The sequence below is a fragment of the Agrobacterium sp. NPDC058088 genome (assembly GCF_042885035.1).
Classification (GTDB): domain Bacteria; phylum Pseudomonadota; class Alphaproteobacteria; order Rhizobiales; family Rhizobiaceae; genus Agrobacterium.
Genome location: NZ_JBHVSU010000014.1, coordinates 35764 through 57948, shown reverse-complemented (window position 1 = coordinate 57948; position 22185 = coordinate 35764). Strand labels below are relative to the sequence as shown.

At 56.1% G+C, this 22185-nt stretch carries 17 protein-coding genes; 3 read left to right on the top strand and 14 right to left on the bottom strand.

Annotation, left to right across the window (positions count from 1 at the left end):
- Positions 1-100: 100 nt before the first annotated feature.
- From ACFVTJ_RS23750 to ACFVTJ_RS23725, 6 genes are all read right to left on the bottom strand, one after another.
- Positions 101-2410: a GAF domain-containing protein gene (locus ACFVTJ_RS23750; protein ID WP_386911018.1), complete on the bottom strand. Its 2310-nt coding sequence runs from the start codon at positions 2408-2410 to the stop codon at positions 101-103.
- 26 nt (positions 2411-2436) lie between these two features.
- On the bottom strand, positions 2437-2862 hold the full coding sequence (locus tag ACFVTJ_RS23745; RefSeq protein ID WP_386911017.1) for a response regulator: 426 nt from the start codon (positions 2860-2862) through the stop codon (positions 2437-2439).
- An 11-nt stretch (positions 2863-2873) separates the two neighbouring features.
- Positions 2874-3983, bottom strand: coding sequence for a PAS domain-containing protein (locus ACFVTJ_RS23740; protein WP_386911016.1), 1110 nt, complete (start codon positions 3981-3983; stop codon positions 2874-2876).
- Positions 3984-4122: 139 nt separating this feature from the next.
- Positions 4123-5190 carry a lipocalin-like domain-containing protein gene (locus ACFVTJ_RS23735; RefSeq protein WP_386911015.1) on the bottom strand — a complete coding sequence of 356 codons (1068 nt, stop codon included), beginning with the start codon at positions 5188-5190 and terminating at the stop codon, positions 4123-4125.
- The gene (locus ACFVTJ_RS23730; RefSeq protein WP_386911014.1) at positions 5180-7588 is read right to left on the bottom strand and encodes an FtsX-like permease family protein; all 2409 of its coding nucleotides are present in this window, start codon (positions 7586-7588) and stop codon (positions 5180-5182) included. The genes ACFVTJ_RS23735 and ACFVTJ_RS23730 overlap by 11 nt, the downstream gene beginning before the upstream one ends.
- Positions 7585-8244 (bottom strand): ABC transporter ATP-binding protein, encoded by a 660-nt coding sequence (locus ACFVTJ_RS23725; RefSeq protein ID WP_386911013.1) that lies wholly within the window; start codon positions 8242-8244, stop codon positions 7585-7587. Before ACFVTJ_RS23725 ends, ACFVTJ_RS23730 begins: the two co-directional genes overlap by 4 nt.
- A 328-nt stretch (positions 8245-8572) precedes the next feature.
- Here ACFVTJ_RS23725 and ACFVTJ_RS23720 point away from each other — a divergent pair, with 328 nt between their 5' ends.
- Complete coding sequence (locus ACFVTJ_RS23720; RefSeq protein ID WP_386911034.1) at positions 8573-9724, top strand: glucoamylase family protein; 1152 nt, start codon at positions 8573-8575, stop codon at positions 9722-9724.
- A gap of 187 nt (positions 9725-9911) precedes the next feature.
- Here the strand turns inward: ACFVTJ_RS23720 and ACFVTJ_RS23715 are convergent, their stop codons facing one another.
- The 3 genes from ACFVTJ_RS23715 to ACFVTJ_RS23705 are packed head-to-tail and all read right to left on the bottom strand — an operon-like array spanning position 9912 to position 12842.
- Complete coding sequence (locus ACFVTJ_RS23715) at positions 9912-10949, bottom strand: sensor histidine kinase (protein WP_386911012.1); 1038 nt, start codon at positions 10947-10949, stop codon at positions 9912-9914.
- Between the two features lie 4 nt (positions 10950-10953).
- Positions 10954-11391 carry a response regulator gene (locus ACFVTJ_RS23710; protein ID WP_386911011.1) on the bottom strand — a complete coding sequence of 146 codons (438 nt, stop codon included), beginning with the start codon at positions 11389-11391 and terminating at the stop codon, positions 10954-10956.
- A complete protein-coding gene (locus ACFVTJ_RS23705) occupies positions 11388-12842 on the bottom strand; it encodes a CHASE3 domain-containing protein (RefSeq protein WP_386911010.1) in 1455 nt (484 codons plus the stop codon). The genes ACFVTJ_RS23710 and ACFVTJ_RS23705 overlap by 4 nt, the downstream gene beginning before the upstream one ends.
- A gap of 85 nt (positions 12843-12927) precedes the next feature.
- Between ACFVTJ_RS23705 and ACFVTJ_RS23700 the strand changes: the two genes are divergently transcribed.
- Entirely contained in the window at positions 12928-13422 is a 495-nt protein-coding gene (locus ACFVTJ_RS23700; RefSeq protein ID WP_386911009.1) for a response regulator, read from the top strand.
- Between the two features lie 47 nt (positions 13423-13469).
- Here the strand turns inward: ACFVTJ_RS23700 and ACFVTJ_RS23695 are convergent, their stop codons facing one another.
- The 5 genes from ACFVTJ_RS23695 to ACFVTJ_RS23675 all read right to left on the bottom strand — a co-directional run bounded on the left by ACFVTJ_RS23695 (position 13470) and on the right by ACFVTJ_RS23675 (position 19856).
- The gene (locus ACFVTJ_RS23695) at positions 13470-14471 is read right to left on the bottom strand and encodes a sensor histidine kinase (RefSeq protein ID WP_386911008.1); all 1002 of its coding nucleotides are present in this window, start codon (positions 14469-14471) and stop codon (positions 13470-13472) included.
- A gap of 4 nt (positions 14472-14475) precedes the next feature.
- On the bottom strand, positions 14476-14931 hold the full coding sequence (locus tag ACFVTJ_RS23690; RefSeq protein ID WP_386911007.1) for a response regulator: 456 nt from the start codon (positions 14929-14931) through the stop codon (positions 14476-14478).
- A complete protein-coding gene (locus tag ACFVTJ_RS23685; RefSeq protein ID WP_386911006.1) occupies positions 14924-17134 on the bottom strand; it encodes an ATP-binding protein in 2211 nt (736 codons plus the stop codon). Before ACFVTJ_RS23685 ends, ACFVTJ_RS23690 begins: the two co-directional genes overlap by 8 nt.
- A gap of 502 nt (positions 17135-17636) precedes the next feature.
- Positions 17637-19016, bottom strand: coding sequence for an enoyl-acyl carrier protein reductase FabMG (locus ACFVTJ_RS23680; RefSeq protein ID WP_386911005.1), 1380 nt, complete (start codon positions 19014-19016; stop codon positions 17637-17639).
- 213 nt (positions 19017-19229) lie between these two features.
- Positions 19230-19856, bottom strand: a complete 627-nt coding sequence (locus ACFVTJ_RS23675) for a TetR/AcrR family transcriptional regulator (protein ID WP_386911004.1) — start codon at positions 19854-19856, stop codon at positions 19230-19232.
- 244 nt (positions 19857-20100) lie between these two features.
- Between ACFVTJ_RS23675 and ACFVTJ_RS23670 the strand changes: the two genes are divergently transcribed.
- On the top strand, positions 20101-22170 hold the full coding sequence (locus tag ACFVTJ_RS23670) for a prolyl oligopeptidase family protein (RefSeq protein WP_386911003.1): 2070 nt from the start codon (positions 20101-20103) through the stop codon (positions 22168-22170).
- Positions 22171-22185: the final 15 nt, after the last annotated feature.

Below are 22185 nucleotides of genomic sequence, written 5' to 3'. Positions count from 1 at the left end.
ATGAAAAGCAGCCCCAGGTGTCGCAGACACCTGGGGCTGCTATCGTTCGAGGCCGCAAGCCAAAGTGCCTCGCCTGTAGCTGGTGCGATTATGGCAAACGCTATTGTCCCAGCTGTGAAACCAGCGCCTGCATGGTGACGCGCAGTCCGTCAGGATCGTAATTGATCTCGACGCCCCCGGTTCCCAGGAGGCCCATGCGGATGAGCTTAGATCCAAACCCTTTGCCCGACGGCAGCACCATCGGGGGACCATCCTGCTCGTTCCACTCGACAACAAGCGTGCTGTCCCCACCGACGGGCTCGACCCTCCACGTCACGATGACCTTTCCAGCGTCGCTCGACCAGGCACCATACTTAAGCGCGTTGGTGCCGAGCTCGTGCATGAGAAGCCCAAGGCTGAGCGCAGTCCGCGGACCGATTTCGAGGTCCGAACCTGAAAGACGATAACGATCTGGCAGGGAGAGTTGTCGAAGCACGGAATCGATCACGGTCATCATGCGCGCCGATGACCAGTCGTGATTGAGCAGCACTTCATGCGCTTTTGAAAGTGCATGCAGCCTGCTGACAAAGGCTTCGACGGGCGCCCTGTCGGTGACGGGTCGAAGGGTCTGGGTCGCGATTGCCTGAACCATCGCCATCGTGTTCTTCAGCCGATGGCTTATTTCATGGTTGAGAACCTGTTGCTCCTGTTCCGCACGGATCCTCGATATTGCTTCGCGGGTCCGATCGGCAATGGTCCGCACGAAATCCCGTTCTTCTGGAGAAAATTCGTGCGGCTTTTCGTAATGCACAAACATGACGCCGACAAAAGCGCCCCGTTCAAGGATCGGGACGTTGACGAGCACGGAAATGCCCAGAGAGTTCAAAAGGGCCGCTGACCCCGAGGTTCTTGGATCCGTCGCGACGTTAGCTATGATGACCAGTTCGCCACGCTTCAGGTCTTCAATATAGGAACCATAATCACGAAAATGATGCCGGCCGGCAACGGTGAACATGCCGGGGGCACGCCAGTCGGGTAGCATCTCCACGGTCTCGGCGATGGGATCGACGATGCCATAACCCGCCCGCGTTGCCCCTTGCAGATTTCGAGCCATAATTTCCGCAGCTGCGAAAGCGACGTCGGCGACGGAGTCGAGTTCGCGGATCTTTTCCCCCAACTCGAGGAATGCGAGCTGCCGGTCCTCTGACAGCTTTTGTGCTGTCGCGTTTCTCGCAACCTTGATGAAGCCTGAAAGATGGGACGAGGAATGATTGGGCATCGGACGTATGGTGCCATCGAGAAACACCCGCGTACCATCGGCGGCGAGATGCCATCGGCGATCAAGTGCAACACCGTCGCGAGCCGCCGTGTCGATCTCAAGCTGCGGTATATTCGCCGCCCGATCTTCCTGTGTAAAAATGTCTTCGAACGGTCTGCCGAGCATTTTCGCTTCCGGCAAGCCGAAAGTTTCCTCGGCGCCGCCAAACCAGCTGGTGATGCGTTCTTTCTCGTCGAGCGTCAGGATGATGTAATCCTTGGCACCTTCGACGATCAGTCGCAATTTCGTCTCGCTGTTGCGTAAGGCCTCAACCGCCTGCATCCGATCGGTGACGTCGACGAAGATGATGACGAATTTGTCGTTGCCGGTCGCCTGCACATAGCCGTCGAACCAGCGATCCAGGGAGCGAATCTTTCGTGTGAAACGCTTGCTTTGCCGGGTCTCCATTGCTTCTGCGACATCGGAAATCCATTCCTCCTCGAAATCCGGGAAGACATCGCGCATCGTTTGGCCGGGGACATTATCTCCGGGCAAGCCAAGGAGGACACTCCAGGCCGGATTGATGGTTTCAAACCGCCAGTCGATGATCAATCCTTCAAGATCGCGGATGACGGAGCCGACGACGATGCCCTCTTCCAGCTGTTGAAAGAGTGTTTCCCATCGACGCTCGGAGAGGAAGGTGGCAATCTGATTGGATGCGATACGCCCGATCCGGCTCAGCAGTTCCAGCTCGCTTTCGGCCCAGTTTCGCGGCTCTCCGTCGATTGCCGCGAGCGCACCGATGACCAGGCCATCCGGCATGGTGACCGGAACACCCATATATGAAATCACGCCGAGATCGGCGATGGCGAGATTGTCCCTGACGAGGTCGTGGAGTGTCGCGTCGCCGATGATAAGGGGTATCTTGTCGCGAACCACGTGCTGACAGAAGGAATGCGTCAGCGGCGTCTCCGCCGCTTCGGCCCATTTTTCCGGAAGGCCGAGATGGGCGATGAAGACTTGCCGATGCTCATCAAGAATGGAAATCAGCGCCACCGGACATTTCAGCCCGGCTTTCACAACCTCGATAATATCCTGGAATTCGGATTGGCCCTGAACATCAAGCAAACCAGAATTGCGAACGGCTTCAATGCGTTCAGATGGTGAGTTCAAGGTCAATCCCTAATCCCGGATGCGCTTTACGCTGACAGAGCGGCGAGCAAATTGGGTGACAAAACGAGGCTTGGCGGCACGGTGACGGACTGGGGCTCTCCATTTACGATGGTGTCGATAAATTCCAGCGCATTTTGCAGTCCGTTCATGGTGTAAGGTTTTTCGATCGCACCAAGGGCACCCGCAAAATCCTCAGGGATCCGCTTGAGATTTCCGGAAACGAAGACGTAGGGAATAGAACGGGACGCAAGATGCCGGCCGACGTCGACACCTGTGGGCCCATCCAGCAACTGAATATCCACAAAGGCGAACTGTGGCGAGGTCTTTTCGATCAACGATAGGGCTTGCTTGCTTTCAGCGGCGACGCCGACGATCTCGTGGCCGGCCTCTTCCACCTCGCTCTCAAGCTCCATAGCCAGCAAAGCCTCATCTTCAACAATCAAGATTTTCACCAGATATCCTTTCAGTCTTTTACAGAAAGCGTGACCTGAACGTCGGTCCGGCGATTATCGACGGTCCTTACGATCGTTGCACGCAACTGTTTTAGTGACGCTTCCAGCATCTTTTTGCTGAAGGCGGCTTGTTCGCTATCCACCTCCACCGGGACAACCGTATCAACCACCCGGATGAGGAAGTGACCGTTGAGCCGTTTTACTTCCAGATGCAGTTCACCACCGCCTTCTTTCAGTCCCCGGCCAATCGCGTCTCCAATGAGTTCGTTGATGATCAACGCCAGAGGGGATGCCTTGGTTGCTGGCACCACGACCTCGTGAAGGTCCGTCGTGAGAGTGATATCGGTCCGTTTCAGGGCCCCGATCTTGTCCAGCATCAAGGTGTTGGCGAAATCCGCCACATCGAAATGGCCCACATCCTCATCGTTCAGGAGTTTGCGCTGAACGGTGCTTAGCGCTTCGACGCGGTTCAGCACGGACATGAGTGTCCGCTCGACGACCTCGCTGTCTGTCATTCGCGCCTGGAGCTTAACGATTGAGGCAATCGTCAAAAGATTATTTTTCACCCGGTGATCGACTTCGTGGACCAGTGCCGTCTTAGCGCGTAGCGCCTCGGTCAGATCAGCCGTTCTCATTGCCACTTCTTCCTCGGCGATATGCCGGGCACGGGCGAGTTCAGCTTCCTTGCTCTTGATATTGGTGAAGTCGAGTTGCGAGGCGAAAAAATATATCACTTCACCGGAAACATCACGCACCGGACTTACAAAGAGGGCGTTCCAAAACTTCGAACCGTCCTTGCGGTAGTTCAGGATATCAAGCGCAAGATCCTTTTGCGACGCGATTGCCTCACGAAGCTTATTGACCGCCTCCGGATCTGTCTGCGGACCCTGAAGAAGGCGGCAGTTGCGCCCTATCAGCTCCTCAATGGCGTAACCCGTCAGATTGCAGAAGGCCTTGTTGCAGAAAATGATTGGATTATCGGGCTGTCGAGGATCGGTGATAAGCATCGGCATGCGGGTTGCCTTGAAGGCTGCCGCGAACGGATCTTCCGATGCATGGGCTGAGACAAGACGCTCTCCGGCGTCTTTTGCGTCCTGCCGGGAATGAGTGTCGTCTGTCATTCAGCGTCCTGAAAATTGCACGCCTGTGAAATGTGTCAGCAAAGATTTTGTTCCCATAACTGTAGAAAAAGTTTCAGGCGTGGGGCTGCTGGTTTGACGTCCACCATGTATTTGCTGGGCCAACTCTGAAAAGCGGATTTCAGTATCCGGTCATTTCCAAGTAACCCTGCCCTGAAACGCTCCCCGTGAACTCGATCGGCCCCTCCCAATAGGGAGTTGAGGTCGACATCCAGGCTTGGTCGTTAAGCGCTGATGTTTTGATGTCCAGGCCACGACTTGGGATCTTCAGGCTCCACTCCACCGGGACAGGCCTGCCGTTGACAGTTGCGATTCGCAATGGCGTAAGCTGCACATCTGCCGGATCGATAGGCACTGTTTTTCCGTCGGCCGCAAGCCAGTTGGCAGAAGAATATCCTTGCTTGTCGTCCCGCAAGCGGAACGCCATCACCTTTTCGCCAGAGGCGAGATGAAGGGAGAACCAGTCCCATCCTGTCTGATTGGAGGCCAGTGGTTGCGACGACCATTCACGATCGAGCCATGCTTTCCCTTTCACCTGCTGGGTGTGGCCATCAAGGTTGACGCTACCGCTGACCTCGTAGAATGGCTGGGAATAATAATAGCTTGCTTGTCCGGCTGCCGATTTAACGGAGAAACCTCTGTCTCCCTGAAGAGCCAAGGGTCCGTTCGCCTGAAGCCTCAACTGGTATTGAAAACCCTGACCGCTGGCGTTCAAATCAATTTTGTCGAGAGGATCGGCCAGGCCGGTCGTTTCCGTCCTCATCTGCCAATTGTCGATCCACGCCTCGAAAGGCGCGGCCTTAATGCCGGCCTGCCCAACGCCGCCGCGCGCCAGTCTTTCGGCAACATAGTGACGGCCAGCGGTTGTCACCGCGGCATGGCCCAGCCATATCTGCGGATCGGCCCATCCGGCACGCGCACCGGGTTGAAGCGCCGACCGAAAAAGCGTCCATTGTGCACCCAGCCGTTCGCCATCTGCCGTTTGCAGATTTGCGGTGACGTACCACCACTCGATCCTGAAATCTGAATGTGGTCCATGGTCTTGCGGAAAAACCAGCGGCACGCCTCGGCGTGGGACGCTGAAGCCCTCTGCATTCGACCCGAGGCCTGCAAAACCCTGGCCAAGGGCTGCTGCCGGAATGAGAACAAAACACGCGTAAAGAAATGGGACGAAGCGCTTAGCGTTCATTGGCAAATACCCTTAAAAGATCGGCCGGGGCCGTTGTCGCCAATCGCCGAACCGGGATAAAAACCGATATGATCGCGGCAATAAGCGCCACAAGGCCGAGTTTCAGCCATTCCAAGGGAAACAGGATCATCGGTAGACGCCACCCGAATGCTTCGACATTGATAATTGCCAAAAGGACCCACGCCAATGCAAGCCCCACAGGGATGGCGGCAACGAAGGTAAGGAGCCATAAAGCCAGCGCGCGGACAAACTCCAGCCATGCCAGATCACGACGGCGAAGTCCAAGCGCCCAGACCGGAGCCAGTTGCGGCAACCGCAAAGAGGCGAGCGTCAAAAGGCTTGAAAACATCGCAAAGCCCGCCACGGCAAGCGTGAGTACATTCAGCGCGCCGGTCACCGCAAAGGTCTGTTCGAAGATGGCTGTTGATTGCCGCTTGAGTGAGGCCTGATCAACAATATTGGTCTCCGGCAGCCCGAAGTCGTCGATCAGTCGCTGACGGAAATCCGCAATATCCTCTGGCGCAATGCGAAGGCCGTAACGCAGCTTTTCAACGTCCGGATAATGCTGAACTAGTGCGTTGATACCGATGATGACCTGGCCCGTCGGATTGCCATAATCTGAAAATACGCCGACGACGGTCGCGCTCCAGCCCCCCGGTAAGTTGATTTTTTGCCCAAGCGACGCTTTTCCGGATCGCCAGAATTGCTCGTTGACGAGCGCGCCCTGCCCGCTTGCGATGTCGTCCCAGGTTGACGGCCTGCCCTCAATCAAAGGCCAATGGTCTCTGTAGGTAGGGTCATCCGCGACACCAAAAATCTGGACCTGTTGACCTAAGATTTCGCCCCGCGTGCTCCAAATCGGAAGGACTGCTCTTGTATGATCCGGAAACCATTGGCGTAGTCGTGCGGCTTCGGTTTCGTTTCGTGCTGTTACATATACCTCTGCCGCAAGCCGCTGGTCCAGCCAACCAAGAAAGGTCTGTCGAAAGCTCGAGACCATGGTGCCGACCCCTATATTGGCCGATAGTGCAAGCAATAATGCCATCAATGCCAGGGAAAGTCCCGGCAATTGCTGGCGCGTATCGGCAAAGAACCATCGCGCAAGTATGTGCCCGGATGCCTGCTCGCCCGCTCTCAATACAAAGGCGAGGAAAGGCGGAAGGCTAAATGCCGCACCAAGCAGGAGTGTGGCCAACACCGCAAATCCGGCGAGGAGCCCGCCACCGGTCCAGATGAAAAGCACGGACAGCCCTATCAGGAATGTTCCAATTGCTGCCTGCAGCACCAGACCTTTTGCCGATGCTCTGGTCCAGGCCCTGCTGTGCGCCGATGACAATATCGGCATTCGCCAGACGCGCCAGAGATGCTGTAGCGAAGAAACCCACGTGCCGGCCAAAGCCATGCCCAGGCCCGCCAGCCACCATTCGGGCCTGATGGAAAGCGAGCCCGCAACGCTCGCCCCGTAAAGCCCGCCGAGCGTCGCGGCCACGCCCGGCAAGAGCGCAGAAGCAATGACATAACCCAGAACGACGCCGAGGCCGCCGGACAAAAGCGCAAAAAGCGTTACTTCGATAAAGAGCATCATCGTGAGCGCGCTAAGCGAGACGCCAAGCGACCTCAGGGTTCTGAACGTTCCCCGCCTCTGCTCGAAGGACAAACCGGTCGCGGAATAGGCGATAAACAGGCCCACGACAAAAGCAAGGAAGCCGAATGCCGTGAGGTTGAGATGAAAACTGTCGGTGAGCCGCGCAACATCCGGCCGGCCGCCCGCCTCTCTTATCGTCAGTTCGGGTGCGATGTTCGCGATATCCCTAACATTCCGGCCGTGTGACGGGGAAATGATAATCCGACTGAGTTTGCCGTGGCGTTCGAGAATGCGGTCGGCGGTTGCGATGTCGACAAACGCTGCCCCGTCGGGAACATTGGCGGTCGTTCTGACGGAAAGACCTGCTGTCTCTTTTAAGGCGCCCGCTGTCGCCGGCGATACGATCATAACACCCGGCGCCGTCATGAAGTCGATCAGTCCGGATCGGTCCGAGGGGGGAAGGAGCGCTCGGTCTGATGGCATCGTCAAGGGGTCAATCCCGACAAGTCTGATACGCGTGGTTCCGAACCGGTATTGGCCTTCAATGACCGGAGAGACATCAAAGCCGGCCCGGCGAAGCTTTGCATAAATATCGATGGGTATCGTGCCGCCCTCTTTGGCCACCAGCTGATCCAGCTGGTTTTGAGACAGCATCGAGGCGGCCTTGTCGTAGCTTGCACGCGCCTCGGCATTGATAGCCTGTACGGCCGACCAAAGGGCTGTGGCGAGCGCCACGCCCATGACAAGCGTCAAGAATTGCAGCGGCCTGTGGCGCCAGTGCGAAAGCAGTGCCTTAAAGGCGGTCGGGTTCATTGCGAAGCCTTCCCGGCGCTAAGCACAATGCGCCGATCAAGTTTTGCGGCAAGGCGGCTGGAGTGGGTGACGAGAAGAAGTGCGATATTAGCCGATTTTGTCAACCGCAGCATGATGTCGACGACGGTATCAGCAGTCGCCTCGTCGAGATTGCCGGTCGGCTCGTCGGCCAGGATCAGCGGTGGTCGTGCCGCAAGGGTCCGCGCGATCGCGACCCGCTGTTGTTGACCGCCCGACAGCTGCTCGGGATAACGGCCGAGAAGCGCAGCAATGCCAAGCGCGTCGGTGAGCGTCTTTTCCCATGTCTCATCAAAACGGCCCGTGAGTTTTGCGTGGAAGGAGACATTGGAGCCGACATCAAGGCTCGGTATCAAATTGAATTGCTGGAAAACCAGACCGACTTCATGCCGGCGAAATATCGCCCTGTCCCTGTCGTTGAGGTCGGTAATCCTGCGGCCATTCACCATGATAGTGCCGCTGTCAGGAAGATCGAGGCCGCCAACAAGATGCAGGAGCGTGCTCTTTCCGCTGCCGGATTCACCTGTCAGTGCAAGGCTCTCTCCAGCGTCTACGGAAAGATCGATGCCATTGAGAACAGGTATCGTGCCTTCGGCCGTTTGATAGGTCTTTCTGAGGTCGGAAACTGACAGGATCATGGATGCTTCGATCTCTAACTATCTTATATGATCGGATGTGGTCGCAGACTTCAACCAAGCTTATCCGACGATGTTCCCGAAACACCAGGCAGAAGCCATTCCGGATTTCTCCGAGAAGCCCGATTTCGGCCACTTCCCCGTGTGTATCTGAAACGAATGGCCGAGTCGGATAAGCTGGATTTTCGGGTCTTCTTCTGGTTTTGCTGCGGATCATCCGAGGTTGGAATTGACGGACGAATTTTCTACTGAACTTGACGGCTTGCATCACAGTACCTTCGATTATTTCTGGTCAGGTAGCCATCCCGAGAGCGGACTTCCCAGGGACCGCATGGGATCGGACGGGCAGCCAATCCACGAAATCACGTCTATATCGGGGGTTGGTTTCGGATTTCTAGCACTCATCGTCGGCGTTTACCGCTCCTGGATCACAAGGCAGGCGGCAGTCGATCGAGCAAACCTTATGTTGCGATCTCTGGGTGCGGTGAGGCGATTTCACGGCGCCTTTCCGCATTTTGTCCGCACATCCGGCGGCAAGACAATTCCATTTGCGAAGTTTGACGACGGTGGCGATCTCGTCGAAACTGCCCTTCTGGTTCAGGCGCTTATCTGCGCCCGCGAGTTCTTTGGTGAAAAGACATCAGGCGAAGTCGATCTGCGTCGGTCCGTGACCGACATCGTGGAGGCGGTGGAGTGGGACTGGTTTACCCAGGGAAAGCCCGGCCCCCTTTTCTGGCATTGGAGTCCCCGGTTCGGCTGGGCGAAGAATCTGCCGATCGTGGGTTGGAACGAGGCTCTGGTCTGCTATGTGCTTGCGGCGGGATCGGCCACACATGCGATAGAGACGGAATCCTACCACTCCGGCTGGGCGCGCAACGGCAAAATCAGGAACGGTGCCAGCTATCTTGGTGTCAGGCTCCCTCTCGGCGAGCCCTATGGCGGCCCGCTTTTCCTGTCGCAATATTCGTTCTGCACTCTGGATCCGCGCAGCCTGAGCGATGCCTATTGCAGCGATTATTTCGAGCAGGTCCATGCGCATAGCCTGATCAACTACCGCTATTGCAGCACCCGCTACGCACCGGAAGACGGGTGGGGTCTTTCGGCCTGTGACGGGCCTAAGGGTTATGTCGTCAATTCCCCGACAGATGATCATGGGATCATTGCGCCAACGGCTGCGCTCTCCAGCATGCCGTTCCTCCCAGTTCGATCGAAACAAGCGGCCATCCGCTTTCTGAAATGGCATGATGGCACGCTGATGGGCCGTTTCGGTCTAATGGACGCCTTCCAGCCGGCGACCGGGTGGGTTTCAAAGACGCATCTGGCCATCAATCAGGGACCGGTTGTTGCGATGATGGAAAATCATCGCAGCGGCCTCGTCTGGGATTTGTTCATGAACGCGGCAGAGGTGAGGAGCGGCCTCTTGAGGCTGGGCTTCCGGACGGAAAGGTCATTGGAAGGAAGTAATCTGATCGAGGCCGGGTAGATGTCGTTTCTCTCCCCGGCTGGCGCTTCCTTAGCCATTGATGCGGGTACTGCCACCGATGAGAAAGAAGATTTCCGACCGGCTTTTGAATACCACATTGCAGAGGTCGGGAAACTACCGCGTCCGCTTGGCAAAAGAACCATGGAAGGCGAACGGCAAAAAACCGACATGGCAAGCTGCAGACCCGCTATTTCTCATTCCACACCAACGCGAAACGGGTGCCTTTTTCGAGTTCGGGATGGGTATGAGTCTGCTCGACCCGAGCACCTATGTTTTGCGCCATCGCCATGATCAGCTTCGTGCCAAGCCCGGTGCCACGCGGCGTGGCTTCCTGTTTCACGCCGACGCCATCATCCTCGACAATGAGAACGTACTGCCCGTTTTGTGCGGATAGGTTGACACGCACTTTCCCGGTTTGATCGGGATAGGCATATTTCACGGCATTGGTGAGCAGCTCGGTGATGATGACACCAAGTGCAACGGCATGATCCGCCTGGAGATCGACCTCGCAAAGCGACGTCTCCACCGTGATGGAGGACGCACCAGGCACCGCTTGGAACAGGTCACCTATGATGGAGGTCAGATAGGAATTGAGGGATACGAGGCCCACATTGGCGGTGTTATAGAGGCTACGGTGAACCCCCGCGATGGCAGAGATCCTGCTTTGCGTCTCCAGCAGCGCGGTGTGTGCTTCTTGCGATTTCACGGTGTTTATTTGCAGACGGATCATGGCCGACACCAGCGAGAGGCTGTTTGCCACACGATGGTTCATTTCCTTCACCATCATTTCCGCGTGCTCCTTGGCTTTCACCAGCAAACGGTCTGCTTCTTCTTTCGTCTGGCGCAGGCGATGGTTTTCCAATGCCTGCTCGATTGCGGTCAGCAAAAGCGGGAAAAAATCATCTCCGACATTCTTGATGACATAATCCGCAGCGCCGGCCTTGAGCGCATCGATGGCGATCTGCGCCTCATTCGACCCGGTCACGTAGAGAACCGGAGCCCTTGCCGGTATCGTCTGGATCGCGGCGAGAAATTCCATCCCCGTCGCTGTTTGGAAATAATGGTCGAGAACGACCACATCAAACTGCCCGTTTTGAAAAAGTTCAAGGCCCGAGGCGACGGAGTTGGCGTGAACCACCTCCATCCCGTGGCGACCCAGAACGCGGCTTGAAAGCCGCGCCAGAGCCGGGTCGTCATCGACATACAAAACGCGCAGAGCCATCATGCCTTCAAGGTATCTGAATTACGGAAAAGAACAGGCCGAGATTTTTGATGGCAGTCGCGAAGCCCTCATAATCCACCGGCTTGGTTATATAAACGTTTGCGCCGAGATCATAGCATTTCTGAATCTCTGTCTCATCATCTGTTGTCGTCAGAACCACCACAGGTAAGCGGCGCGTATATTCATTGCTTTTGATCTTCTCGAGAATGGTGATGCCTGACATATCGGGCAGATTGAGATCAAGCAGGATAAGAAGATAACGGTCTTTGCTGACAAGCCCATCCCGACTTTCGCCCAATATATAGTCGAGCGCCTTGGCGCCCAGGGTGAACGGTACGATCTCGTTATTTACGCCGGCACGCCGGACATTTTTCTCGATCAGCCGGGCGTGGCCTTCGTCGTCCTCGATCATCACAATCGTTACTTCCTGACCGGTGGCTTTCATCTTTCACTTTCCTTTGTCACACGTCTGAGGTCACTCGGTAACAGCAGGATAAATGTGCTGCCTTCACCAAGTTTAGACTCGACTTTAATGTCACCTCCTAAATTTCTGATTAGCGAACGAACATGCGCCAGACCAATGCCCTCTCCCGGCTGGTCCTGATTGCCTGCACGGCGAAAGAGTTCGAAAACCCGCTCGAGATCCTGCTCGCCGATACCGCGGCCATTGTCACCGACCTCGATGCAAATTGCACCACGCCCGGCCGGGTAGGCCCGCGCCGTCAACCGCAGCGGACGACCGGGCATCTGATATTTCACCGCATTGTCGAAGAGATTCCCAAGGATCTGATCGAGCGAAATACGATCCGTCACGATCGTCAATTTCGGCGTATCGACCTCGATCTCGCCGCCATTGGCATTGATCTGGTGGCGGACCGTCTCAGACAGCGAAGACAGCAATGTCTCTATGTCAACCTTTTCCGGCTGGAGTTTCCGCTGGCCGTCGCGCGATATTTTCAGGATTGCATTGATCAACTGATCCATCTTGCGCGTAGAAGAACGGATGAAGCCGATGGCTTCGGGAATATCCTCCTCAACCGCCAGGCGCGCGTCGCGGACAACGTCCTCCGGCAACGTCTTGCCATCCGCAAGAACATAACTCGTGACCGGCTTCAGCGAAGTGTCAAATTCCGAGAGGAAGCCCATGATATTGACGAGCGGCGCACGAAGGTCATGTGTGACAATATAGGCAAAGCGCTGGATTTCCTGATTGGCGCGACGGAGATCTCGCGTTCTTTCCTCAACACGTTCTTCAAGATGACGGTTCAGCTCATCCACGTCTTCGCGCGACCTGGTGAGGGCCCTGATATAGGTGAAAACGAGCAGGATAGAACCGCCGACCACCACGAGGATCGCCAGTGCGCCGCCGATCGTTACCCAGCGTAGCGTATTGGCGGCTCCAAGTTGATCCGCGACGATAATGCGCAGGCGATTGTCTGTATCCGATTGCAGATCGGACAGAACGCTCCTTATCTCGTTCATGTAGCGCTTGCCGTCGTTGTTGCGGACAATCTCGGCTGCCTCCGTGATACGGCCGGTGCGCTGCAAATCGATCGTTTCACGGGTTTCGGCAAGCTTCGCGTCAATTGCCCGCCCGAGGTCGGAAAGCGGCTGCCTATATTGCTCCCTATCCTTCAGGAGATCCAGAAGGCGGGACTGTCTCTGCGACAAACCCTGCAGCGCTTCCTCGTATGGACCGAGGTAGTCGGCATTGTTGGTAAGCAGATATCCCCTCTGGCCGGTCTCTATGTCCTGCATCGTCGTCAGCACATCCAACACCGCGGCGCGGACCCGGCGGAGTTCCGCTGTTTCCTGTGAGTACCGGTTGTTCACCTGTACTAGCCACAACGACACGGACACCATGCCAATCAAAATCGCTACACCAACAGCAAGCATCAAAAGGCTTCGCTGGGCAAACGGTGAAAAACCAATCACAGCAACACATTCCCGGTAGGCGCTAATTAATTGTGCAAACTAGAGTATGACAACGCGTGAAGCGACAGTTTTCTTTTTCTGCGCCGGCGGAACCAGTTTGCGACTTATGAGTTTTGCAGTGTTGATTGAGATGCACGGTACGGCCTTATACGAGACTGCGATAAAGATGAGCTACGATTTTCAGGGAAAACAGATACTCGTGTTGGAAGACGACGCGCTTCTCGCAATGGATATGGAAGATTTCCTATCTGACCTTGGTGTTAACGTTGTGGGGCCGGTGTCGCACATCGGTGCTGCGCTGGAAAAAATAAACACCACCGATCTCGACGGCGCGGTCATCGACCTCAATTTGCGCGGCGAGTTGTCTTTTCCCGTCATTGAGGAGCTCAGGGCGGCGAACATCCCCTTCATTATCTGCAGCGGATATGCGGAAATTCCTGGCATTCGGGCGCAGCTGGATGGATTGACGATCGTCTCCAAACCCTGCGATTTTGACAATCTCTCGGACGTTCTCGCCAATGAATTGTCGTTGACAGTCTAAGCGCGCGTGAAATCTCGACTTCAAGCCTGAACACCGCGTCTGGTGACTTAATCCAGCGGAAAAACCACCTTATATTGAAGGCCTGCGCGATCGTAGCAGATGTTACTTTCTCCCTGCAATTCGTACTGTGCGCCCTTTGTTATCAACGTCGTGCCAAAACCGGTTTCACGCGGAACGAAAACCAGAGGGCCGCCGCTTTCTCGCCATTGTAGATCGACGCGTTCCTGTCCATCACCGCCTGGCAGCTTTTTCCACGAAACCTCCACCTTCCCCTCTACCCCGGACAAGGAACCGTATTTCTGCGCGTTCGTCACCAGCTCGTGTAAGATCATCCCAAGCGCCAGGGCAGATTTCGGCGATAACCGCACGCCGTTCGGGCCTTCGAGTTCTACGCGGCTCGCAAAGGCGTTATGTGGCGCAATTGCCCGCGTTACCACATCCCTGAGATCGGTCTCACCCCAATTGCTTTGGAAAAGCAGGGCATGGCTTTCTGCAAGCGCACTCACGCGGGCCACCAGCCTCTCCTGATAATCCTCGATGGACGTGCTGCCTTTTGCGGTTCTGCGAATTATAGAAATGACCATCGCCATGGTGTTTTTGACACGATGACTAAGCTCGCGGACGAGCAATTCCTTATGCATTTCCGCCCGCTTCCGCTCCTGCTTCTCACGGGCTTCCGCCAGAGCCCGCTCGACGGCGGAGGGCAATCTCACCAATCGCTGTTTGAGGACGTAGTCGGTCGCACCACGCCTGAATGCGTCGATTGCGGCGTCTTCACCCAAGACGCCAGACACGAAAATGAACGGCGTGTCGGGAGACGTTTGCATCGTCACGTCGAGCGCCGACATTCCGTCGAAATCCGGCAGAGAGAAGTCCGCAAGGATGAGATCGAATTGCTGTTCTTCCAATGCCGCGATGAACGAGGCCTTGCCTACCGCCCTGGTAATTATGGGTTTCGGCGAAATGCGCGAGAGCTGTTCTTCGATCAGCTCCGCATCGACAGAGCTGTCCTCCAGGAGGAGCAGCCTGCTTGCTTCCATTTGCAGCATTGCCTCACCCGCCATTGCGACGCGCGCCGGGTGGCGGCTCGTTCAAAAGTGCCCAGAAAACGCCAAGATCTTCAATGGCCTTGAAGAACTTATTGAACTCGACCGGCTTGACAACGAAGGCGTTGACGCCAAGTTCATAGCTTTTTACCAGATCCTGCTCTTCGCGGGATGAGGTCAGCATGACCACAGGAATGTGTCGCAGATGGTCGCTGCCCTTCACAATCTGCAGCACCTCAAGCCCGTCCACTTTTGGAAGCTTGAGGTCGAGGAGAACAACTGCCGGGTCACCTGTCGGGCGATTATGATAGGCGCCCGTAAAATTGAGATAATCAAGCGCCTCAGCGCCATCCCGTGCCACGACAACCTCGTTCGCCAGTTGGCACTTTTCCAAAGCGGTAAGCGTTAACTCCAGATCGCGCGGATTATCTTCCACTAATAAAATAGGTCTCAGTTCAGGCAATTTCTTCCTCTTCAATTTTCGTAACCGGCAATGTGAAGGAGAACGAGGCTCCCTCGCCTACGGTTCCCTGGGCGCTGACCGAACCGTGATGGCGTTCGACGATTCGTCTTACCAAGGCAAGACCGATACCTGTTCCCTCGAAATCCTCGACGCGTTGCAGCCTTTGGAACACGCCGAAAAGTTTGTTGTAATAAGCCATGTCGAAGCCAACGCCATTATCTTCAACCGAATAAGTGACGCTGTCTTCAGTTTCAACGGCAGCAATGGTGATAATTGCGACCGGTTCATGGCGGGAGTATTTAAGCGCGTTGTCGATGAGATTGTACCAAACCTGCCGCAGCAGGGTCGGATCCCCAAGCGCCACGGGCAAGGCGCCGATATGCCACTCTATCTGGCGCTCAGCCATGGATGGGGCAAGTGAGCGGCGAACCTCGCTGACCACCTTTTCCATGTCCACCGGTTTCAAGGAGATTTGCGTGCGGCCTAGCTGCGAGAAGTTCAAAAGATCGTCCACAAGCCTACCGGCGCTTAAAGCCGCCTCGGAGATCATTTGCAGATAGTGCCGTGATTTGTCGTCCAGGGCGTCGCTGCGCTCTCGCAGTAACTGCGCAAAACCGACGATATGGCGGAAAGGCGCGCGCAGGTCGTGTGAAACGGAATAGGAAAAAGCCTCCAGTTCCTTATTTGTTTTCTGCAATTCCCTCGTCAAATCAGCCATTTCTTCAGCTTTGCGCAGGACAATGCCAATAATCCCGCTTCGAAGCTCCCTTGCTGCCGAAATCTCTGGTTCTGACCAGGGAGATGATGTGTTGCGCACCTGCTCCTTCCAGGTTTCGAAAGATCTGCGTGGATGAATACGCCCGCTTTCCTGCACCTTCTTATGGGGATCTCCCCCCCAGCGGACCGTTTTCATGACTTCCGGTCGAAACCATATAAGCCAGCTGTCGTGCAATTCCGAGACGCGCATCGCGATAATACCACTTGCGACGGCGGCATAGTTCGCCGCGGCAGCATAGTCGCCCGACAGGTTCTCGCTCGCAAAGATATCAGTGATCTCCTGCGCGTTGAGCCAGACGACCAACTCTTCAACCTGCTGGCGTGACGGCGTTTTGCCGACCAACTCGTGGTCGTTGCCAAGAACGAGCGCAGCACCATCCGCCCCCACCTGCTCCAGCAGATCTTCTTTTTGCTCGTCGCCTTCAATAAGGCCATCAACCCATTTTTCGGCGGCTGTCATTCGCTTCAGCAGACGCGCCTGAATATGGCTGAGTTCCACGCGGCGGGACGCATCCTTCGAGCTCTGCTCCATGGCTATCCGCATCGACAGCAATTGCGCTGCAAAATCACAGGCTTCACGCACAGCAAGTGACACTGAATGCGGTGTGGCATGATGGCAGGCAATCAGACCCCACAGGGCGCCATTGATGATGATCGATACCGACATGGAAGCGGCCGTGCCCATATTACGCATATATTCGAGATGAACCGGGGACACGCTGCGAAGCTGTGAAAAGCTCATATCGAGCACTTCCCCCGTTTCCGCATTCACCTGCGGAAGGACCGGAACAGGCCTATAATCAACATCGGGGATCATGCGCAAACGGTTGATAGTGTAGAGCTGCCGCGCCTGCGGCGGAATGTCGGCCGCTGGAAAGCGAAGCCCGAGATAAGATGGCAAAGCCCCGTTCCCGGCTTCCGCAACGACATGCCCGCTCCAGTCTGGCCCGAAGTCGTATATAAGCGTGCGATCATAACCGGTGATCGATGATACCAGCTGTGCCGTCCGTAAAAGCGCATCTTCCAGTGACGCGGCGCTGTTGAGATATTGTGCCAGACCGATCAACTCGCTCATCAGCGCGTCAGCCGAATCGCGCTCGCCGGTTCTTTCAACCTCCAGGATAATGGTGTTTCCGGAACGATGTCCCGAAACGTGGAGTTTTTTCTGGGCCCAGACATATCTGAAACCGCTCTCATCACCGGAATGCCAAGCGGCCAATGCATCGATAAATGGCAATATCTCTCTGCTTGGGACGACTCCGATCGGTATTGATGCGTCGATGTAATCCCGCAAATTGTCGCTTGCCTGCAACGCGGTAAGCTCCCGCGCAGATAACACTAAAAGCGCACCATGTTCCTGGATTGCTCCGGGTATGTGTATGGGCTCGGCGCCGCAACTGTCCGGTGTCGCCGTAACTGAATTCATGACTTCCTCCAGCCGCTTTTTGAACAAGAACGATTACGCTGCTCAAAAGATGCGGCCAGCCTATTAATCATGACGGGGATGTAAACGCTCGTCTTTTTTCCAACTTGCTTAAAGGTTACCGCTGTTTCCTCCCCGGGGTTTCGATCAGCCCGTCATATGGCGAGAGTCAGATCTACACCCTTTCACCTAGCGAAAGGCTCTATCGCGGCATTCAAGCAAATCCCTTCGCTAGGATCGGCCGCTCGGCTTGCCGAGCCGACCGCTTGCGCAAGGGTGATTTCGTAAGCTGATCGCTTCGGGGTGGCGGAACCGCAAGCCCTTCGAACCGGACCGAACGTGTGCCTTTTATCAATCCAAGAAGAGAGACGGTCGCCTTCCTGTAAGCCACGTCTTGTTTTCGGTAAGGGCCGCCTGGGTTCTTTTGACCTATTTAAGGGGCGTTGTTGTAGCTGACTTTCTCGATGCGTGAAAATCCGTCTTCCAAGCCGCGCCGGGCAAGCCGTCACGCCATCTCGGGGTGAGAGGATTCAATTCCCTGACCGACAAGTGACGCAGAAGATCTAGAAGGCGCGTGGGAAGCGTTAAGTCGCCGCGCAACGATATCGTGGTTGAGCCAAAGGACCGGACCTGCCGGTTGAGAAGACTCACCGAAGATTAGCTGCCCTGTTGCCGTCACGACGAGACTGCTCAGGAGATCACTAATCATCGTCTTGCCATCCCGATGCATCCGGGTGATCTCGTTTGATGTGCCGATGGTCAGATCGGCCTGTGCTTGGCTGTTTGCCATGGGCCATGCCGAAAAGTCATAGAACGGGCGCATGACCTCGCTTGCCTGCATGTCTGTGATTTTCCGGAAAACGTCGTTCATGGTTGCGCCATCCACCAGCAGTTGCTCGCAGGCTTTCCACTGTTCGTCGGCCCATTCGCCTCCGTTTTCCTTCTTCAACGCAAGCAGCAACGGTATGAGGGGCAACTCGATGCCTGTGAATACATCGGAGGAATTCGTCCGAATCTCAGGACAATTATAGACGGTCGCCGTGATCCCTTTCGCCCAGGCGTCCTCGGCAATACCTTCGAGCCGCATCTTCGCATATCCCTGGGTGTAGTTGGTATAGGTCTGCCAGCGATAGCTCCCATCAATCAGGACTGCCGATCCGTGATAACCATAGGCCGTGTATCGCACTTGTCCGCCCGAGGCTTCGATGCGCTCGCGGATCGGTGTGCTGAAGTCGATGAGGTGGCGAAAGGTGTTTGCAGAGACGTCGTCAAAATTCTGCAAGATGAGCTTTCCCATGTCACTGTCGAGCAAGGTCTGCGACGACATGTGGCGGGGCCCGGTTCCCTTGTAGATTCGGTTGGCGACGACCAGAAACGCCTTAGCCTTCGGAATGCCGCCAGCCATTGTATGGGCGAAGAAAACATTGCGGCCATCAGCGATCATTCCGTCCAGAGCGGTCATCACCTTTGACAGCGACGCCTTGAAACGCGCCGTGGCAATGTCTCGGCATTGCCCGACATAGTCCCAGTCGAGCTTGTCGTGTTCCCAGCTCTCAAGCGTCATCTTGGCCAGAAGATCGGTGGGTGTCGGGCCACCTGCGGGCGCATCGAGATCGAAGCCCGCCATAAGCGGTATGTTGATGATCCTACCGCCCAACTGAGCCTCCGCCGAAGACAGTTCCTCGGCGTTTAGCGGCCGTAGGGCGTTATTCTCGTCGCGTCGGCCAACGGTGATCCCCACAATCTCCATTCCAGCGCGTCTGGCTTCGTCCAGCAAGCCAGTGGCATATCCGCGACCGAACAGTTCGCCGAAGAGGACAAAAACATCGCCCTTACGGAAGACCGTGTTTTCGGAAAGACGATTCAATGCAACCAGATTATCCATACTGCCAACTCTTTGCTTCGCGTATCGGCAAGCAATGACTCACACGATTTGAAAGAACACATGACTGGATACTCGTCCAAAGAGAACTCATTTTCGGTGACCGATTATTTCAAAACGTGAAGCGGTCCTCTCAAGGAGATTGCAGATGGCGTTGATCTTGATGTGCGAACGAGAACGCCTAAGGGAGGTGCGCTAGCCGAAACGCTCCGATATTCATCTTGGTCGCGGCGTCACGGGATCGCAAAACAGCAGGGTGCTTGCCCTTCGGATCGCCTGAGCCAATCTGTCGTTCGTCTCCGCGACAGTCGGCACCTGTCCGTATTTTACTGCGCCGCGGCTGACGGTCTCGTCAACGATTCGCATCGCCGCGGCAACCGTGGCGGCACACAGCATCACATCAAAATCCTTCGGCAACAGATCGAGCCGGCCGGCAATTACCTCAGCCATCGTCTCCTCTGTGTTGCGCGTCGCCATGTGCCACGGGCCGAGAAGAGCCGGTTCTTCATCCAGATGAGCGATAAGGTGGATGAGCAGCCTGGTGTCTTTGATCTCCTGACCGTCGATCTTGCTCATATCGTAGGTGGTCTGCAGAAACTGTTCCACCGAGACATCGTTTGGCCAGCCACGAAGTCTGGCCGCAAGGCGTTGCGACGCGAGCGCGAACAGCGGCTCAACGCAACTTTCCTTCGTACGGAAATAGCGCCAAAGCGTCCGCTTCGAGATACCTGCCGCATCGGCAATCTCGTCGCCAGTCGTGTCGGCGACGCCTTTTTGCAGGAACAAAATGGCGGCGCATCTCGCCACTTCGATATGCGCATCTTCCGGGATTGTTCTGCTCATCCATGCTCCTGGGCTTTCTCACCAAGGATATAGACGACATTCAGCGCCTCATCCACAGCGGCGAACGGTTTCGCTTTTCCCCATGGCGAGATTTTCGAGTCACAATAATGACACTTAGTGACATTATGAAATCTCAACCAAGGATATTTTTCAACCCTGCTTACTGGAGTCACCGATGCGAACACCCGCCGCGTTCATTGCCCTTTTGCTTACATGTCTAGACGGCAATTCTGCTGATCAACCGATGGAAAACACGCCAGACACGATCTATCCGGAGACAAAGCGTGTGGACGTCAGCGAGCAGCACTTCGGTCAAACGATTGTGGACCCTTATCGCTGGCTGGAGAATAATAAGTCAGAAGACCCCACGGTTGGGTCCTGGATTGAGGCACAGAATGCCGTTACGCGCTCCTATCTCGACGCGCTTCCCGGACGTGACCATTTCCGCAAGCGGATGACGGAACTGCTTGACTATGATCGCTACACCGTCCCCAGAAAGCGTGGAGATCGCTATTTCTTCAACGTCATCAAGGGAAATGAAAACCAGCCATCCCTCTATGTTCGTGAAGGCGTCTTTGGCGACACTCGCGTGCTCATCGATCCCAATAATTGGTCAAAGGACGGTGCGGATGCCGTGGCCGGATGGAACGCGTCCGACGACGGACGCCTGCTAGCCTTTGGCACGCAGAAGGGTGGTAGCGATTGGCGGACCATCAGAGTGCTAAACGTCGATAGCGGGCATATATTTGAAGACATTGTTGAGTGGGCGCGCTTCACGCGCATTGCCTGGGCGCCTGACGGATCGGGCTTCTTTTATTCGCGCGTTCCAAAGCCGGAGAACGGAGCAACCGCCGCTGTGGTGGCCAACCACGCCGTCTATTTTCATAGGCTGGGGACAGAGCAAGCAGAGGATCGCCTTATCTACGCCACCCCTGATCGCCCTGAATTGTTGCACGGCGCAGACAGGGTTTCTGGAGGACGCTACCTCACCATCTCGTCTACACCCGGCACGAACGAAAGTTCTTTGACCGTCATCGATCTTGCGTCTGAGGACTGGAAGCCGCGCACGGTCATCGCCGACATGAATTCCGCGTGGTACGTCATCGGCAATGATGACCAAACCCTGTTTCTCGCCACGACACAAGGGGCCGGGCGTGTGCGCATTGTCTCGCTTGATCTCGCCGAAAAGAACGCAGAGCCAAAGGAGATCATAGCCGAGGCTGCCGATGGCGCGGTCGTGGACAGCGCCGTTCTTGCAGGCGACAGACTGCTGGTGAACTATCAGATCGACGTCAAGTCGGAGCTGCGACGCTTCACGCTCGACGGAAAGCCTGACGGCACTGTGACGTTACCGGGCGTCGGAAGCGCCCGATTTCTGGAAGCCGATGCCGGTCAAGCCTTCTTCGTCTTCACCAGCTACGATGCGCCAATAGCTATCTATCACTACGACATGGCCTCTGAGGTGGTGACCCCCTGGGCGGAGCCGAAAGTACCGATCGACCTTGACCAGATCGGTGTTGAGCAACGCTTTTATCGTTCGAAGGACAATACCGAAGTGCCGATGTTCATCATCCGGCGCAAGGATGTCACCAAGCCTGCTCCGACCTTGCTTTACGCTTATGGCGGGTTCGGCCTCAGCCAGTCACCCATCTACGATCCCATGCGGCTTGCCTGGGTGGAACAGGGCGGCGTGCTGGCGGTCGCAAACATTCGCGGCGGCGGCGAGTATGGACAGGCCTGGCATCGCGCCGCCCAGCTCGACAAAAAGCAGAACTCGTTCGACGACTTCATCGCTGCCGCCGAATTTCTGAAGCAGTCAGGGATCACATCGCAGAAAGGACTTGCCATTCAGGGTGAATCCGCCGGTGGCATGCTTGTCGGCGCCGTTACGAACCAGCGCCCTGATCTGTTTGACGTCGCACTTCCTGGTGTGGGGGTCATGGACATGCTGCGATTTGACAAGTTCACAGGCGGCGCACTCTGGACAGGCGAATACGGCAACCCTGCCGATGAGAAGTCCTTCCGCAACCTCCTGAGCTACTCGCCCTATCACACGATCAGGGACGGCAAGGACTATCCCGCGATCCTGGCAACCACGGCCGACGCAGACGACCGTGTCGTTCCCGCTCACACCTTCAAATACATCGCGGCCCTGCAGGCGGCCAATCTTGGCCGCAAGCCGCGGCTGGTGCGCATCGAAACCCGTGCTGGCCACGGCAGCGGCCTGCCGATCGACAAGGCCGTCGCACAGAACGCCGACATATTTTCATTTGCCGCCTATTGGACGGGACTGAAAATCGCACCGACCAGATGATTGATTAACAGGAGA

Coding starts and splice junctions, on each gene's coding strand:
- ACFVTJ_RS23740 (WP_386911016.1), bottom strand. CDS start 3,983: ATGACAGACGACACTCATTCCCGGCAGGACGCAAAAGACGCCGGAGAG.
- ACFVTJ_RS23720 (WP_386911034.1), top strand. CDS start 8,573: ATGGGATCGGACGGGCAGCCAATCCACGAAATCACGTCTATATCGGGG.
- ACFVTJ_RS23670 (WP_386911003.1), top strand. CDS start 20,101: ATGGAAAACACGCCAGACACGATCTATCCGGAGACAAAGCGTGTGGAC.
- ACFVTJ_RS23710 (WP_386911011.1), bottom strand. CDS start 11,391: ATGAAAGCCACCGGTCAGGAAGTAACGATTGTGATGATCGAGGACGAC.
- ACFVTJ_RS23715 (WP_386911012.1), bottom strand. CDS start 10,949: ATGATGGCTCTGCGCGTTTTGTATGTCGATGACGACCCGGCTCTGGCG.
- ACFVTJ_RS23725 (WP_386911013.1), bottom strand. CDS start 8,244: ATGATCCTGTCAGTTTCCGACCTCAGAAAGACCTATCAAACGGCCGAA.
- ACFVTJ_RS23700 (WP_386911009.1), top strand. CDS start 12,928: ATGACAACGCGTGAAGCGACAGTTTTCTTTTTCTGCGCCGGCGGAACC.
- ACFVTJ_RS23685 (WP_386911006.1), bottom strand. CDS start 17,134: ATGAATTCAGTTACGGCGACACCGGACAGTTGCGGCGCCGAGCCCATA.
- ACFVTJ_RS23680 (WP_386911005.1), bottom strand. CDS start 19,016: ATGGATAATCTGGTTGCATTGAATCGTCTTTCCGAAAACACGGTCTTC.
- ACFVTJ_RS23730 (WP_386911014.1), bottom strand. CDS start 7,588: ATGAACCCGACCGCCTTTAAGGCACTGCTTTCGCACTGGCGCCACAGG.
- ACFVTJ_RS23735 (WP_386911015.1), bottom strand. CDS start 5,190: ATGAACGCTAAGCGCTTCGTCCCATTTCTTTACGCGTGTTTTGTTCTC.
- ACFVTJ_RS23695 (WP_386911008.1), bottom strand. CDS start 14,471: ATGCTGCAAATGGAAGCAAGCAGGCTGCTCCTCCTGGAGGACAGCTCT.
- ACFVTJ_RS23675 (WP_386911004.1), bottom strand. CDS start 19,856: ATGAGCAGAACAATCCCGGAAGATGCGCATATCGAAGTGGCGAGATGC.
- ACFVTJ_RS23705 (WP_386911010.1), bottom strand. CDS start 12,842: ATGCTTGCTGTTGGTGTAGCGATTTTGATTGGCATGGTGTCCGTGTCG.